The organism is Streptomyces sp. WMMB 322, from assembly GCF_900090145.1.
GTDB lineage: Bacteria > Actinomycetota > Actinomycetes > Streptomycetales > Streptomycetaceae > Streptomyces.
Window position 1 is genome coordinate 36,734 of record NZ_FMHI01000014.1, and the last position, 13,260, is coordinate 49,993.

Below are 13,260 nucleotides of genomic sequence, written 5' to 3' on the forward strand. Positions count from 1 at the left end.
ACCGCGCGAAGGACACGCGCCGCGCGTGCAGCGTGCACAGCGGCCCGGCGCGCGGTGTGGACAAGACGTCGTCGACGAGCCAGGAGCCAAGTCGTGATTCCCGGTGATGGTGGGGGCCAGCCCGACATGCAGCAGCTGTTGCAGCAGGCCCAGAAGATGCAGCAGGACCTCGCCGCGGCTCAGCAGGAGCTGGCCGAGACGATGGTCGAGGGTTCCTCCGGCGGTGGCCTGGTCAGGGCGAGCGTGAACGGAACGGGAGAGCTCGAGGGCCTCGTCATCGATCCGAAGGCGGTGGACCCGGAGGACACCGAGACCCTCGCCGACCTCGTGCTCGCGGCCGTGCGCGACGCGACTGCGAGCGCCGAACAACTCCAGCAGCAGAAGCTCGGCCCGCTCGCTCAGGGCATGGGCGGAGGCGGCGGCACGCCGGGGCTTCCGTTCTGACGCCGGTGCCCCGCTGACGGAACGGTCGCGGGGTCCCGGCTCGTTCACCTGGTGAGTGCCGTCACGGGAGAGTCGCCCGACGGCCTGTGGTGAGCGTGCGGGGCTCCGCCACCGGTGGTGCGCGGGGCGGGAGCAGCGGGACAACTCACCGTTCCGCGGCGGTCGTTCGCCGACGGGCGGATGCGGAAGCAGGCGGAAGGACCGGCGGGACGAGTCCGGCGGCAGAATCGGGAGAATCCGTGTACGAAGGCGTGGTGCAGGACCTCATCGACGAACTCGGCAGGCTGCCGGGCGTCGGTCCCAAGAGCGCGCAGCGGATCGCTTTCCACATCCTCCAGGCCGAGCCCGCCGACGTACGCCGCCTCGCGCACGCCCTGACCGAGGTCAAGGAGAAGGTGCGGTTCTGCGAGGTGTGCGGCAACGTCGCGCAGGAGGAGAAGTGCCGCGTCTGCCTGGACACACGCCGTGACGGCAGCGTCATCTGCGTGGTCGAGGAGCCGAAGGACGTCGTCGCGATCGAGCGGACGCGCGAGTTCCGCGGCCGCTATCACGTGCTCGGCGGTGCCATCAGCCCCATCGAGGGTGTGGGGCCCGACGATCTGCGCATCCGCGAGCTGATGGCGAGGCTGGCGGACGGCGCCGTAACGGAGTTGATCCTGGCCACCGATCCGAATCTCGAGGGGGAGGCGACGGCCACGTACCTCGCGCGTATGGTCTCCAGCATGGGGCTGAAAGTGACGCGCCTGGCAAGCGGACTCCCCGTCGGGGGAGACTTGGAGTACGCGGACGAGGTCACGCTGGGGCGGGCCTTCGAGGGAAGAAGGTTGCTCGATGTCTGAGGCCACACTGAACGCGATCGAGGACAACCCGGACGACTTCGCCGTCCAGATCTCCGACCAGATCGAGAGCTTCATCGTGTCGGTGACCGAGGTGGCGAAGGGCGACGACCCCGACAGCGCGGTCCCGTATCTGCTGCTGGAGCTGTCCCAACTCCTGCTCGCGGGTGGCCGGCTGGGAGCGCACGAGGACTTCGTGCCCGTCGAGCGGTACGAGCCGGACATCGGTCCCGAGTCGGACGTCGACGAGCTGCGCCTCAAGCTTGCCGCGCTGCTCGACCCGGTCGACGTCTACTCCGAGGTCTTCGACCCGTACGAGCCGCGCACCGCGCCCGTACCCTGCCGCATCTCCGACGACCTCGCCGACGTGATCACCGACCTGCGGCACGGCATGGCGCACTACACCGAGGGCAGGGTCAGCGAGGCCCTGTGGTGGTGGCAGTTCTCGTACCTGTCGAACTGGGGCACCACCGCCTCCGCCGCTCTGCGGGCCCTGCAGTCCCTCGTCGCGCACGTGCGGCTCGACACGCCCCTGCGCGAACTGGACGGCCTGGACACGGACAGCGGCCTCACCGATGACGACGACGGCGCGCTGGAGAAGGAGGCGGGCGCCGTGATGGCAGCCGAGATCGGAGTCCCGCTGGGCCTGCGCCCGGAGGGCGGCAGGCGCTGACACCCACCGGCGCGCAGCGCCCGTTTTCTCCGGCTGAACGGCGATGAGTTTCCGCGCCGTCCGCGGTCGCCACTTGCAGGACCCGCGAAGCCGAGAACGAGGAAGGCGTGCCGGCCATGGACAAACAGTTCACCGCGATGCTGCGCAAGGGCCCGGATGTGGGCGGGTGGACGTACGTCCTGTGGCCCGACTCCGTCGAGTACTTCGGCACCCGGGGCCTGGTGAAGGTCCGCGGCACCATCGACGGGCATCCCTTCCAGAGTTCGTTCATGGCGCTGGGCGACGGCACGCACAAGCTCCCCGTGAAGGCCGAGGTGCGGAAGGCGATCGGCAAGGAGGCGGGGGCGACGGTGACCGTCCACCTGGAGGAGCGGATCCACGGACGGCAGTGACGTGTGGCCGGGACCCTGCCTCGGCTCGGCGGATCGTGGCCTGTTGTCGCATTGCGGTGCGTGATCGGTCCTCTTACACTCCGTGACGACTGGTCGTCGTGTCGGCGGAGGTGCGGACGTGGCTCGCGCGTGGGAAGCGGATCCGTCCGCGTTATTCAAGCGGCGGCTGGGGAAATCGGCCGCGGAACTGGGCAACACCGACGGCAGGGACGGCTGCCCGGACATCTGGGAGTTGGACAACGGCGACATCGCTGTCATCGGCAGGGACCTCACCGCTGATTACGAGTCGCGCCTTCCCGCGGACGCTTCCATCGCCGCCGACGAACGGCTGGTCGTCATCCCCGGCGTCACTCTGCGCGCCGCCAAGCCGGACATCGGCGATGGCTGACCGCGACCTCCTCGCCCTCGACCGATCGCAGGGCGACCGGCTCGAACTCGAAGAGTACAGGCGTGACTTCCGGCACCGGGACGAGGCGGTCACCGGCCGGGACAGCTGGAAGTTCGAACGGCGGCAGCACTTCCAGGAGTTGTCCTCGCCCAGCTGGGAGGCCTTCCGGTCACTGGACCGAGTGCCTGCGACTCGTTACCGGCTACGACGACGCGCGTGCGCGCCGCCTGCGGGCGGACGTCGAGGCCCGGCTGACGGCTGCCGAGCAGGAGGGCACGCGGGGAACTCCCGGGCCCAGGGGGGTGTCTGACAAATCCCTCCCCCAGCTGCCGCTGGGAGGTGCCCCCAGGCGCGCGGTGGCTGGCACGCACTCCCCCAGCCTTCGGTCGGGGGTGCCCCCACGCTGCGTTGTCGGTCGTCGGCGCAGCCCGCTGCGCTCTCTCCCCCTGGGCCTGGCGGCCCGGGAGGTACCCCCACCCTCCGCCTTGCGATCGCACGCACCAGCCACCGCGCGCCCCTCCCCGCCTGGGCCCGCCCCGGCCGCCAGCCGATTGGAGGACGACGCTATTTGTCAGACACCCCCCTAGGCGGATGACTCGACGGCTGCGGCGACGTCTTCGAGGTCCTTCGTCACCGCCTTCGCCACGGCCTTGGAACCGATCCCGCCGAGGAACTTCCCCATCGCGCCCTCCAGGCTCTTCTTCTCCGTCTCCGAGTCGATGACCAGCCGTACGGTGGTGGCGCCGTCCGGCTCGGCGGTGAGCGTGAACTCCGAGGTGTGGTGGACGCCGCGCGAATCGGACTCGACGACGTACCGCGCAGGGGCCTCGACGGCCGTCACGTACATCTCCTCGGTGACTTCCTTGCCGAAGATGCGGCGGGTCTCGCGCCAGCGCGTGCCGACGGCGAAGGACCCTTCGCTGAGGACCTCCACGCGCTCGATGCCGGCGATCCTCCCGGGGGAGCCCTCGATGTCGGTCAGTGCTTCCCACACGCGCTCCATGGGAGCCGCGATGCGGAGCTCCGCCGTCACCTGCCACGCGGTCATCGAACGAGCCCTTCCGTCGGGAATCGGGGTCCGATTCCAGCCCCTTGGCCGGAATCAGACCAGTAGTTTCCGGCAACGGAGCGCGGGCGTCGAGAGGTCGGGCCCCGCGACTCGGGCCCCGACCCCGGCACAGGGCGTGCGTCCGCGCCGCTGCATCCCCTGCGAGCGCAGCAGTTGGCGTGCGTCGGCGGCCACGGATTCCGGAGCACTTCCGGCAACCGCCGTACACGGTGCGTGAGCGGTGCATAGCCTCCTGTTACGGGACGGGCGCGCAGGGTGTCAGCGGAGGTGGGGAGTGGCGGAGAAGGACAACTCGTCGGCGACCATGCGGATGTTCGGCAGCCAGCTGCGGCTGTGGCGTACGCGGGCGCGCTGCAGCCGCGAGCAGCTCGCCGACGAGGCGGGCTACGCGCTGGAGACCGTGGCGTCGGTGGAGAAGGGGCGGCGGATGCCCGCGCCCGACCTGGTCGAGACGGCGGAGACGCTGTTCGACGCCGGCGGCATGCTGCGGGACGCGGCGAGCAAGATCGTACGGTCCAAGTACCCCGACTGGTTCGAGGAGTACGCGCAGTACGAGGCGGAGGCGGCGAGTCTGGACGTTTACGAGAACCGGGTCTTCCCGGGACTTCTGCAGACTGAGGCATACGCGCGCGCGGTGTTTGAGAGCAATTGGCCACCTCTGGACGACGAGGAGATCGAACGCCGCATCGAGGCAAGGTTGGAGCGGCAGGCAGTTCTGGCACGGAAGCCGCCGCTGGCGATGAGCGTCATTGTGGAACAGGCATTGCTTCAGCGGTGCTTCGGTGGCGTCGAGACGATGAGGGGGCAGATTCAGCGCCTCTTGGAGTGTTCGGAAAGGCGCACGCTCACGCTTCAGGTCATGCCCACGGAGCGGGTTCCCACGGGAGCCACAGCCGGTCCCATGTACCTGCTTGAGACGGCGGAGTGCCAGAGAGTCGCGTACTTCGAAGGTCCCCGAGGCAGCTTCCTGATCACAAACCCGTCAGACGTCAGTGAGTTGAACCAGGCGTATGGGATTCTGCGAGCGCAGGCCCTCTCCCCCGAGGAGTCTGCGGGGCTGCTCAAGCAGAGGCTAGGAGACCTATGAGTGCTGAACAGGCAGCAATCGTCCCCGACTTGACCTGGTTCAAGTCCAGTTACAGCAGCTCGCAAGGGGACAACTGCGTCGAAGTCGCCGTCGGATGGCGCAAGTCCAGCTACAGCGGTGGTGAGGGCGGCGCCTGTGTCGAGTTCGCCGCGTGCCCGAGCGCCGTGCATGTGCGGGACTCGAAGGACGCGGACGGGCCGCAGCTCACCGTGGCGCTCGGCGCTTGGGCGGCGTTCGTCGGGCTGGCCGCCGGGGAGACGGTCGCGTAACGCATCACCGATCACCACCCGCCACACGATCGGCTGACGACGCCGCCCGCGTCAGCGCCGGACCCCGAGCGCCGAGCATCGAGCGCCGGGGTCCGAGCCGTTTTTGTAAGGAATGGGTGGTAGGTCTCTCCCCGCCCACCCGCCCCAAGTTGCGCCAATACCAGCGGCGATGACCGCGCGTGACGCGTTTGCGGCAGATCGTCATGTGTGGTTAGCGTTCTTCACAACAAAACAACCCCGGCAGGTGCGGGAACACCGACCGGGGTCTGACCTACAAGATCGGCGAACCCCGACCTCATGGCTTCCACAGACTTTATCTCCGCCCCGCCCGTCTCCGCACATCCCATGGCCAGGCCGGGGTTCGGCAAGCGGCTCGCCTCGAAGCAACGGGGTCTCGCCACAGGCGACTTCGTGCATCTGCCCGTGCGGGAGGCGTACCTGGCGGCGTTCATCGACTCGCTCCCCGAGGGCGCCGCGATCGACGTGAAGACCCTCGCCAAGAGCCAGCCGCACTACGGCCAGCAGGCGTGCCGCTCAGCGCTGCGCGAGCTGTCGCGGGTGGGTCATCTCCGGCGCGTGGGTGGCTTGTTGGGCGTAGGGCGCCCGCAGCATGTGACGCGCACGTACTTCTCGCGCGTCGCCCGCACCGAGGACTGGTGGACGGAGTTTCTCGACGGGTGTGCGGACGTGCGCGAAGTCGTCCACGGCGACCGTGATGTCCACGGTGACCGTGATTGCTTGCCGATCCCGGCTGCACCGCCGCCCCCGGTTGCTCCGCCGCCCCCTGCTGCTCCGCCGACCTCGACCGCTCCGCCGACCCCGTCGGTGCAGCAGCCACCCCCCGCTCCGGTTTCCGCGCCCGTACGCCCCCAACGTTCCGAGGTGTACGCGGCGTTGGCGGGCCTCGCCCGGCACGACCCCCGCCTGGTGCTCTCGGCGGCCGACTGCGCCGCCCTGGAGACCTTGGCCGCGGAGTGGCTGCGGCGCGGTGTGCGAGGTGCGCGCTTCGTGTACGCCATGACCGGCGGCCTGCCCCCGACCGTGCACAGCCCCGCGGGGCTGCTCCGCAGACGTCTGCTCGACAAGCTCCCGCCCGAGCCCGTGTCCACAGCTGTGGATGAACCAGGCGGGCCGACGGAGCCACGGCAACGAGAACCCCGCCTGCGGCTGGAGTGCACCGACTGCGGAGTCCCCGGCACGGCAGCGGCGTTGCCGGGCGGCCTGTGCCGCCGTTGCCGGGGCGAGCCCGAACCGGAACGGAGCGGTCTCGACCCGGACCGGGTCCGCCGCCTCGCGGCGGGGGTCCGCGAGGCCATACGCGCGGCTACAGGCCCGCGCTCCGCCGTCTCTTGTCAGCCGACAGCCGCGTGACTTCGCGTCCCGCCGCAGCCGAAAGGAATCACGGATGACGTTGCAGGACATAGCGCCACCCGCCGGGGCAGCATGGAGGGGAGGAGGCGACACCATGACCCCCACTGCCGACCGGCCCCAGATGCTCGTCGAGGACTTCGAGGAGCTCGCCCGAACAGCGCCGGACACCGTGACGCTGGAGTTCATTGACGGAAAGCTTGAGGTCAAGCCGGTGCCGGACGGGGACCACGGAGCCATCGTGATGTGGCTCCTGGAGCGTTGTATGCAGCAGAGGCCGGAACTGCGTGTGTATCCGGAACAGGGGCTGAGGGTCGATGGATACAGAAAGGGCAGGGCCCGCCCGGATGGCGCTCTGGCACCCCTGGACCATTTCGTCGGACAGGGAGAGTGGGCCGATCCCGACGGGGTTCTGATGGTGCTGGAAGTCACCTCGCCTGACCCTGACACCGATCGCCGTGACCGCAGGGAGAAGAGGGACGGGTACGCCGCAGCCGACATCCCCGTCTACCTCCTTGTCGACCGCGAGACGTGCAGTGTGGTGGTCTACAGCGAGCCGGACGGCGGTACGTACCGGATCCGTGCAACGCATCCCTTCGGTGCGGTGGTGGAGTTGCCGGACCCGGTTGGGATCACGCTGGAGACGGAGAAGCTGAAGGACTACGTCCGCTGAGCGTTGTCGTGCCCGCCACCGTCGAGGGTGCGGTGGCGCGGACCGGGTTGATGAGTCACCGGAGAGCCGGGCAAGACACTGCTCCGAGCGGCTCGTTGCCGCTCTTGCGGGCCGAGGGCGATGACCTGCCCATGCCGGACCCGGCTCCGATCCCCGGTCAGTCCCCGGTCAGCCCTCGCCGCCCTCGCCGTCCTCGCCGTCCTCGCGCGGCGGCACGTAGAAGGCCGTCGTACCGCGAACCGCCGCCGCGACCACGTCGGCCGGTGCGCCGGAGGCTTCGTACGCCGCCCCCCACGCTTCGCTGCTGCGGGTCATCAACTCCCGCCCCTCGTCGCTTGTTTCGAACTTCTCGTGGTCGCCGACCGACTCGCCGCGCAGATGCATCCCGAGGCCGAGCAGCGTGAGATCCCAGCCGACGCCGACGGCTCCGGGGCCGAACTGGTCCCAGAACTCGGGCGGTACGACCGCGACGTGCTCCAGTTCGAAGTGGGTCTTCTCGGCGCCCTCGGGCCCCTCCGGTGTCAGCCGCACCTCGACCTCGCTGAGAGCGGTGCTGTCACCCATCACCCAGCTCACCTTGAGGAGCCGGGGCGGCTCGCAGCGCAGGATCTCGCCGCCCGCGTTGCCTTCGAGCTGGTAGTGGCCGCCAAGCTTCAGGTCGCCGCTGACGGGGAGGAACCACCGGGAGATGCGTTCGGGGTCCGTGCAGGCGTCCCAGACGTCCTCGGCGGTGGCGTCGTACGTCCGCCGCAGCAGGACGGTGCGGGCCTCCTCCTCGCCCACGCGCCGGCTGCCCACCTTCCGGTGGATGGTGTTGATCTGCTCGACCATGTCGTCGCTCATCGGTGCTCCTTGCCGCTGTCCGTGCCGCCGTCTCTCGTGCGGCGTTCGCGCTTGCCGCGCGCCAGTTCCGTGCCGAGCGCGTCCAGCCGCTGTTCCCAGAAGCCGCGGAAGCGCTCGAGCCATGTGTCGACCTCGCGCAGGGGAGCGGCTTCGACGGCGTAGAGCCGCCGGGTGCCCTCGGCCCGAACGGAGGCGAAGCCCGTCTCGCGCAGCACCCGCAGGTGCTGGGAGACGGCGGGCTGGGAGATGCCGAACTCGGCCTGGATCACGGCGCCGACGGCACCCGAGGTCTGCTCGCCGTCGGCGAGGAGTTCGAGTATCCGGCGGCGCACCGGGTCTCCCAGGACATCCAATGCGTGCACGGGAGCACTATATGCAGGCGTCGCTTATATAAGCCATAGCTGAAACATGGTCGCCTTCCCCGGATCGCCGGGCGCGCACGGTACTCACCCGTGCCGTCGCACCGTGTGACGTCCCCCGGCGGCCGCGTTCGAAGGCCGCACCGTCACGGCAGACGGGACGCGGCGTCGCGACGGCCCGCCCGGGGGGAGCGGGGCCGGCGGGGGCGCCACGGGTCGCCGGGCGCTCCTGGCGGGCTCTTCGCCCCGTCCGTGCCTGTCCGTCCGTGTGTGACCTGGCTTACGTTCCCGTGTGGACGCCCTGTGAGCGGGCAGGGTTGCTCGCTGGACGAGAGGGCGCCACGCCTTCTCGGTAAAATGAGCCGACCCGAGGATTTCCGTACGGAAGTCGCCCCGGCCGCTCAGGCAGCCAGGGGAAGGGCGCGAGGACTTGAGAATCGAGGAGCGAGCACACGTGGGCCTTGTCGTGCAGAAGTACGGCGGCTCCTCCGTTGCCGATGCCGAGGGCATCAAGCGCGTTGCCAAGCGGATCGTCGAGGCCAAGAAGAACGGCAACCAGGTTGTCGTCGTGGTCTCGGCGATGGGTGACACGACGGACGAGCTGATCGATCTCGCGAAGGAAGTCTCCCCCGTCCAGACGGGGCGCGAGTTCGACATGCTGCTGACCGCCGGAGAACGTATCTCCATGGCACTGCTGGCGATGGCGATCAAATCCCTCGGCCACGAGGCACAGTCGTTCACCGGCAGCCAGGCCGGCCTGATCACCGACTCCGCGCACAACAAGGCGCGGATCATCGACGTCACGCCGGGCCGGATCCAGACGTCCGTCGACGAGGGCAACATCGCCATCGTCGCCGGGTTCCAGGGCGTCTCGCAGGACAGCAAGGACATCACCACCCTGGGCCGCGGTGGCTCCGACACCACCGCCGTCGCGCTGGCCGCCGCGCTGGAGGCCGACGTCTGCGAGATCTACACCGACGTCGACGGTGTGTTCACCGCCGACCCGCGGGTCGTGAAGAAGGCCCGCAAGATCGACTGGATCTCCTTCGAGGACATGCTGGAGCTGGCGAGCTCGGGTTCGAAGGTCCTCCTGCACCGCTGTGTCGAGTACGCCCGTCGCTACAACATCCCGATCCACGTCCGGTCGTCCTTCTCGGGACTGCAGGGCACATGGGTCAGCAGCGAGCCGCCGGGCGGGTACGAAGGACACGGCGAGGGCACCCCGGGTGCACAGGCCGCGCTGAAGAGCGGGCAGAGCAAGGACAGCGGGCAAGGGGAACAGTCGATGGAGCAGGCCATGATCTCGGGTGTCGCGCACGACACCTCCGAGGCGAAGATCACGGTTGTCGGAGTGCCGGACAAGCCCGGTGTGGCCGCGGTGATCTTCCGGGCCATCGCGGACGCCGAGGTCAACATCGACATGGTCGTGCAGAACGTCTCCGCCGCGTCGACCGGTCTGACGGACATCTCCTTCACCCTCCCCAAGAGTGAGGGACGCAAGGCGATCGGCGCGCTGGAGAAGGCGCAGGGCGCCATCGGATTCGACTCGCTGCGCTACGACGACCAGATCGCGAAGATCTCGCTCGTCGGCGCCGGGATGAAGACGAACCCGGGCGTGACGGCGACCTTCTTCGAGGCGCTCTCGCAGGCCGAGGTCAACATCGAGCTGATCTCCACCTCCGAGATCCGCATCTCCGTCGTCACGCGTGAGGACGACGTCAACGAGTCGGTTCGCGCGGTGCACTCCGCGTTCGGGCTCGACAGCGAGAGTGACGAGGCAGTCGTCTACGGAGGCACAGGGCGGTGACGCCCGCCGCCCGTGCGGTTGGGGTGCGTCGTTTGGATCTCCACGGGCTCGCGACGCCTGGCACGCCCATCTGCTGCGTTGTCGGAGTCGTCCGAGTACGCCCAGTACGAGGACGATCCTCCGCCTTGCAGCTGCACGCACCAGACGCCGCTCGCTGACCATGAAGATCCAAACGACGCACCCCCGCCCCCAAGGCGGGCGCGCGGGCAAGCCCGTCCTGGCGGTCGTCGGTGCGACCGGGGCCGTCGGGACGGTACTGCTCGGCCTGCTGACGGAACGGGCCGACGTCTGGGGCGAGATCCGCCTGATCGCCTCGCCGCGCTTCTCCGGGCGAGTACGCGACGTACGCGGCGAGGGCACCGCTGTGCGCGCGCTGAACGAGGAGGCGCTCAAGGGCGCCGACGTCGCGGTTTTCGCCGTTCCGGAACAGGTCGCAGCGCGCTGGGTGCCCGTCGCCGCGGACCTCGGCGCGGTCGTCGTGGACGGTTCGAGAGCCTTCCGGATGGCGGAGGACGTGCCGCTGGTCGTGCCCGAACTCAACGGTGAGGCCGTGGGCAGGAGACCGCGCGGCGTCATCGCCAGCCCCGGCTGCACGACCCTCTCGATGATCGTCGCGCTCGGCGCCCTGCACGGCGAGTGGGGGCTGCTCGACCTGGTCCTCTCCTCGTACGAGGCCGTCTCCGGCGCGGGCCGCTCCGGAGTGGAGGCGCTGCGCGGCGAGCTGGCGGCCGTCACGTCCGCGGAGGCCGCCGGTGCCGAGCTGGGCAGGCATCCCGGCGACGTCCGGCGGGTCGTGGCGGAGGGGCGCGGAGCTGCCGTGGCTTCCGGGGCCGCGTCCCCGGGCGACCCGTACGGAACGCCCGTGGCGCTCAACGTGGTGCCGTTCACGGGCGAGATGGACGAGGGCGGGTGGACGTCCGAGGAGCTGACCGTCCGCGCCGAGACGCGGAAGCTGCTCGGGCTGCCGGGACTTCCGGTGGCGGCGACCTGTGTGCGGGTGCCGGTGTTCACGGCTCACTCGACGTCCCTGCACGCCCGGTTCAAGCGCGAGGTGTCCGTCCGCAGGGCGCGCGAGATCCTGGCGAACGCGCCGGGCGTCGTGCTGTGCGACGACCCGGCCCAGGGCGACTTCCCGACTCCCGCCGACGTGGCGGGCACGGACCCCACATGGGCGGGGCGGGTGCGGCGGTCGCTGGACGACCCGCACTCGCTGGAGCTGTTCGTCTGCGCGGACAACCTGCGCAAGGGCGCGGCGCTCAACATGGTGCAGATCGCGGAGCTGGTCGCGGCGGAGCGGAACGCGGGCGGCGGCCCTCGGGAGCGGTAGCGCCGCAACCCGCCGCTGCCGCAGGGGACTTCGCGTCGTTCCGGGCGGTGGAGACCGGCTGCCGCGTTCACCCTCGTTCACCGCGTCAGCCGAGTCCGCCGCGTCAGCCGCGGAAGCCGGAGCAGCGGAGCAGTGGCCGGAATCCGGAGCCGGAGGCAACCCCGCCTGGCGTGCGGCCGTCCTACCGGGCGTCGCTTTCGGGGGACGGGCCTTGGCACGCGCGGCGCCGGCTCGTCCCGTCGACCGATGGGAGGGCGCAGCCCATGGAGTTCGATACCGGTCTCTGCCTGGAGGTTCCGGAGGGGTTCGACGACTCGGACGCCGAGACCCAGGTGCATGCCATGGCGAGGAAACTGTTCCCCGGCGTGACCGCCGCCGACGCGTTCAGGAAGGCCGGCGAGTGGGTGGCGGAACACGATGTCTTCCTGACCGACGTCTCCTGGGACTTCATGCACGACGAGGACGAACCCTTCGTGCTGAGCGCCTACTTCACCTTCGAACCGGAACCCGGGGACGTCTGACGCGGCGGGCCGTCCGCTCGGACGGCCGTGGGTCCACGGGGTGCGGCAGGGCACGCCTGACGGGGCCGGCCGGACGGGCACGCCGGACCCGGACCGGGCACGCCGGACCCGGACGCCACGGGGACCGGCCGGCTCTACCGGGCGATGCGCTCCTCCTCGTACTCGCTCAGCACCGCGTCCAGGACGGCGGCCGCGTCGCTGTCGGCACCGTCACCCATGAACCCCGCCAGTGAGATGAGGGCCTTCCACAGCGCCCATCCCCGCCCCCGCGCCCAGGTGGCGGCGTCGACGTGACCGCCGGCGGACATCGCCTCGCGGAAGGCCTCCCGGCTCTCGCCCGACAGGAGCGTCCACGCGATCGTCAGGTCGCAGGAGGGATCGCCGACGCCCGAGCATCCGAAGTCGATCACGGCGGAGAGACGTCCGTCCGCGACGAGCAGGTTGCCGTGTGCGACGTCGCCGTGGAACCAGACGGGCGGGCCGTCCCACGACGCGTTCAGGGCCGTCTCCCACACCGCCGTGGCTCTCGCGGCCGGGATGTGGCCCCGCCCCGCCAGTGCCTCGATGGCGCGGCGCGTCTCGGCGTCGTACGTCGTGAGCGGGGAGCCGCGGTAGAAGCTGTGCTCCCCGGCGAGTGGCCCTCCGGCCGTGTCGACGGCCTGAAGTGCGGTGAGGAATCCGGCGAGGTCCGTCGCGAACTCCGCGAGGTCGCCGATGCGTTCCGGGCTCGCGGTCTCGCCGTCGATCCACCGGTTGACGGTCCAGCGGAACGGATAGCCCTCAGCCGGCTCGCCCTTGGCGAGCGGGACCGGCACGGGCAGCGGAAGGCGCGGTGCGAGCACCGGCAGCCACGTCTGCTCCTTCTCGGCCTGGGGCGCGTACCCCTCGGCGCTCGGCAGGCGGACGGTCATCGCGTCGCCGAGGCGGAACGTGCGGTTGTCGTTGCCGCCCGCGGCCACGGGCGTCACCGGCAGGTGCGCCCATCGCGGGAACTGCGAGGCGATCAACTTCCGTACGAGGGCCGCGTCGATCGGCGGAGGTGATGAGATTGCGCTCACCCGGCACAGGCTGGCTGGCCGGCGGCCCGCGGACAAGCGGATTTCCCGGACGGGACCGCCGCACGGATGCGGCGCCGACGCCGCTGTGGACCGTCGACCGTCTGCGGTATCCCGCGGGACAGCGCGAAGTTCTGCGTCAAGGAAGG

The 13,260-nt window shown here is 70.3% G+C and carries 16 protein-coding genes; 12 read left to right on the forward strand and 4 right to left on the reverse strand.

Annotated features, from left to right (window positions below; genetic code table 11):
* Nucleotides 1–93 precede the first annotated feature (93 nt).
* The 5 genes from H180DRAFT_RS20670 (at nucleotide 94) to H180DRAFT_RS20690 (ending at nucleotide 2,733) form a co-directional block, all read left to right on the forward strand.
* Nucleotides 94–444, forward strand: a complete 351-nt coding sequence (locus tag H180DRAFT_RS20670) for a YbaB/EbfC family nucleoid-associated protein (protein WP_055487607.1) — start codon at nucleotides 94–96, stop codon at nucleotides 442–444.
* 239 nt (nucleotides 445–683) lie between these two features.
* Nucleotides 684–1,283 carry a recombination mediator RecR gene (gene recR / locus H180DRAFT_RS20675; protein WP_055487608.1) on the forward strand — a complete coding sequence of 200 codons (600 nt, stop codon included), beginning with the start codon at nucleotides 684–686 and terminating at the stop codon, nucleotides 1,281–1,283.
* Nucleotides 1,276–1,953: a DUF5063 domain-containing protein gene (locus H180DRAFT_RS20680; protein ID WP_055487609.1), complete on the forward strand. Its 678-nt coding sequence runs from the start codon at nucleotides 1,276–1,278 to the stop codon at nucleotides 1,951–1,953. Before recR ends, H180DRAFT_RS20680 begins: the two co-directional genes overlap by 8 nt.
* A gap of 116 nt (nucleotides 1,954–2,069) precedes the next feature.
* Nucleotides 2,070–2,345: a DUF1905 domain-containing protein gene (locus tag H180DRAFT_RS20685; RefSeq protein WP_055487610.1), complete on the forward strand. Its 276-nt coding sequence runs from the start codon at nucleotides 2,070–2,072 to the stop codon at nucleotides 2,343–2,345.
* A gap of 118 nt (nucleotides 2,346–2,463) precedes the next feature.
* Complete coding sequence (locus tag H180DRAFT_RS20690) at nucleotides 2,464–2,733, forward strand: hypothetical protein (RefSeq protein WP_055487611.1); 270 nt, start codon at nucleotides 2,464–2,466, stop codon at nucleotides 2,731–2,733.
* A 583-nt stretch (nucleotides 2,734–3,316) separates the two neighbouring features.
* Here H180DRAFT_RS20690 and H180DRAFT_RS20695 read toward each other — a convergent pair.
* Nucleotides 3,317–3,781 carry an SRPBCC family protein gene (locus H180DRAFT_RS20695; protein WP_055487612.1) on the reverse strand — a complete coding sequence of 155 codons (465 nt, stop codon included), beginning with the start codon at nucleotides 3,779–3,781 and terminating at the stop codon, nucleotides 3,317–3,319.
* 295 nt (nucleotides 3,782–4,076) lie between these two features.
* Between H180DRAFT_RS20695 and H180DRAFT_RS20700 the strand changes: the two genes are divergently transcribed.
* The 4 genes from H180DRAFT_RS20700 (at nucleotide 4,077) to H180DRAFT_RS20715 (ending at nucleotide 7,199) form a co-directional block, all read left to right on the forward strand.
* Entirely contained in the window at nucleotides 4,077–4,889 is an 813-nt protein-coding gene (locus H180DRAFT_RS20700; RefSeq protein ID WP_055487613.1) for a helix-turn-helix domain-containing protein, read from the forward strand.
* Nucleotides 4,886–5,158: a DUF397 domain-containing protein gene (locus H180DRAFT_RS20705; protein WP_055487614.1), complete on the forward strand. Its 273-nt coding sequence runs from the start codon at nucleotides 4,886–4,888 to the stop codon at nucleotides 5,156–5,158. The genes H180DRAFT_RS20700 and H180DRAFT_RS20705 overlap by 4 nt, the downstream gene beginning before the upstream one ends.
* A gap of 297 nt (nucleotides 5,159–5,455) precedes the next feature.
* The gene (locus H180DRAFT_RS20710) at nucleotides 5,456–6,529 is read left to right on the forward strand and encodes a hypothetical protein (RefSeq protein ID WP_074466903.1); all 1,074 of its coding nucleotides are present in this window, start codon (nucleotides 5,456–5,458) and stop codon (nucleotides 6,527–6,529) included.
* A gap of 94 nt (nucleotides 6,530–6,623) precedes the next feature.
* Nucleotides 6,624–7,199, forward strand: a complete 576-nt coding sequence (locus H180DRAFT_RS20715; RefSeq protein WP_055487616.1) for a Uma2 family endonuclease — start codon at nucleotides 6,624–6,626, stop codon at nucleotides 7,197–7,199.
* A gap of 168 nt (nucleotides 7,200–7,367) precedes the next feature.
* Here the strand turns inward: H180DRAFT_RS20715 and H180DRAFT_RS20720 are convergent, their stop codons facing one another.
* On the reverse strand, nucleotides 7,368–8,042 hold the full coding sequence (locus H180DRAFT_RS20720; protein ID WP_055487617.1) for an SRPBCC family protein: 675 nt from the start codon (nucleotides 8,040–8,042) through the stop codon (nucleotides 7,368–7,370).
* Nucleotides 8,039–8,404, reverse strand: a complete 366-nt coding sequence (locus H180DRAFT_RS20725) for an ArsR/SmtB family transcription factor (RefSeq protein ID WP_055487618.1) — start codon at nucleotides 8,402–8,404, stop codon at nucleotides 8,039–8,041. The genes H180DRAFT_RS20720 and H180DRAFT_RS20725 overlap by 4 nt, the downstream gene beginning before the upstream one ends.
* Before the next feature lie 451 nt (nucleotides 8,405–8,855).
* Between H180DRAFT_RS20725 and H180DRAFT_RS20730 the strand changes: the two genes are divergently transcribed.
* The 3 genes from H180DRAFT_RS20730 to H180DRAFT_RS20740 all read left to right on the forward strand — a co-directional run bounded on the left by H180DRAFT_RS20730 (nucleotide 8,856) and on the right by H180DRAFT_RS20740 (nucleotide 12,056).
* Nucleotides 8,856–10,208, forward strand: coding sequence for an aspartate kinase (locus tag H180DRAFT_RS20730; RefSeq protein WP_055487619.1), 1,353 nt, complete (start codon nucleotides 8,856–8,858; stop codon nucleotides 10,206–10,208).
* A gap of 160 nt (nucleotides 10,209–10,368) precedes the next feature.
* Nucleotides 10,369–11,535 carry an aspartate-semialdehyde dehydrogenase gene (locus H180DRAFT_RS20735; RefSeq protein WP_055487620.1) on the forward strand — a complete coding sequence of 389 codons (1,167 nt, stop codon included), beginning with the start codon at nucleotides 10,369–10,371 and terminating at the stop codon, nucleotides 11,533–11,535.
* Nucleotides 11,536–11,798: 263 nt separating this feature from the next.
* Nucleotides 11,799–12,056: a hypothetical protein gene (locus H180DRAFT_RS20740; protein WP_055487621.1), complete on the forward strand. Its 258-nt coding sequence runs from the start codon at nucleotides 11,799–11,801 to the stop codon at nucleotides 12,054–12,056.
* 134 nt (nucleotides 12,057–12,190) lie between these two features.
* Here H180DRAFT_RS20740 and H180DRAFT_RS20745 read toward each other — a convergent pair whose 3' ends face one another.
* On the reverse strand, nucleotides 12,191–13,114 hold the full coding sequence (locus tag H180DRAFT_RS20745; RefSeq protein WP_254666105.1) for an aminoglycoside phosphotransferase family protein: 924 nt from the start codon (nucleotides 13,112–13,114) through the stop codon (nucleotides 12,191–12,193).
* Between the last annotated feature and the right edge of the window lie 146 nt (nucleotides 13,115–13,260).

Excerpts from the sequence above, each read along its gene's own strand:
- H180DRAFT_RS20680 (WP_055487609.1), top strand. The coding sequence starts at position 1,276 with ATGTCTGAGGCCACACTGAACGCGATCGAGGACAACCCGGACGACTTC.
- H180DRAFT_RS20685 (WP_055487610.1), top strand. The coding sequence starts at position 2,070 with ATGGACAAACAGTTCACCGCGATGCTGCGCAAGGGCCCGGATGTGGGC.
- H180DRAFT_RS20695 (WP_055487612.1), bottom strand. The coding sequence starts at position 3,781 with ATGACCGCGTGGCAGGTGACGGCGGAGCTCCGCATCGCGGCTCCCATG.
- H180DRAFT_RS20705 (WP_055487614.1), top strand. The coding sequence starts at position 4,886 with ATGAGTGCTGAACAGGCAGCAATCGTCCCCGACTTGACCTGGTTCAAG.
- H180DRAFT_RS20710 (WP_074466903.1), top strand. The coding sequence starts at position 5,456 with ATGGCTTCCACAGACTTTATCTCCGCCCCGCCCGTCTCCGCACATCCC.
- H180DRAFT_RS20715 (WP_055487616.1), top strand. The coding sequence starts at position 6,624 with ATGACCCCCACTGCCGACCGGCCCCAGATGCTCGTCGAGGACTTCGAG.
- H180DRAFT_RS20720 (WP_055487617.1), bottom strand. The coding sequence starts at position 8,042 with ATGAGCGACGACATGGTCGAGCAGATCAACACCATCCACCGGAAGGTG.
- H180DRAFT_RS20735 (WP_055487620.1), top strand. The coding sequence starts at position 10,369 with ATGAAGATCCAAACGACGCACCCCCGCCCCCAAGGCGGGCGCGCGGGC.
- H180DRAFT_RS20740 (WP_055487621.1), top strand. The coding sequence starts at position 11,799 with ATGGAGTTCGATACCGGTCTCTGCCTGGAGGTTCCGGAGGGGTTCGAC.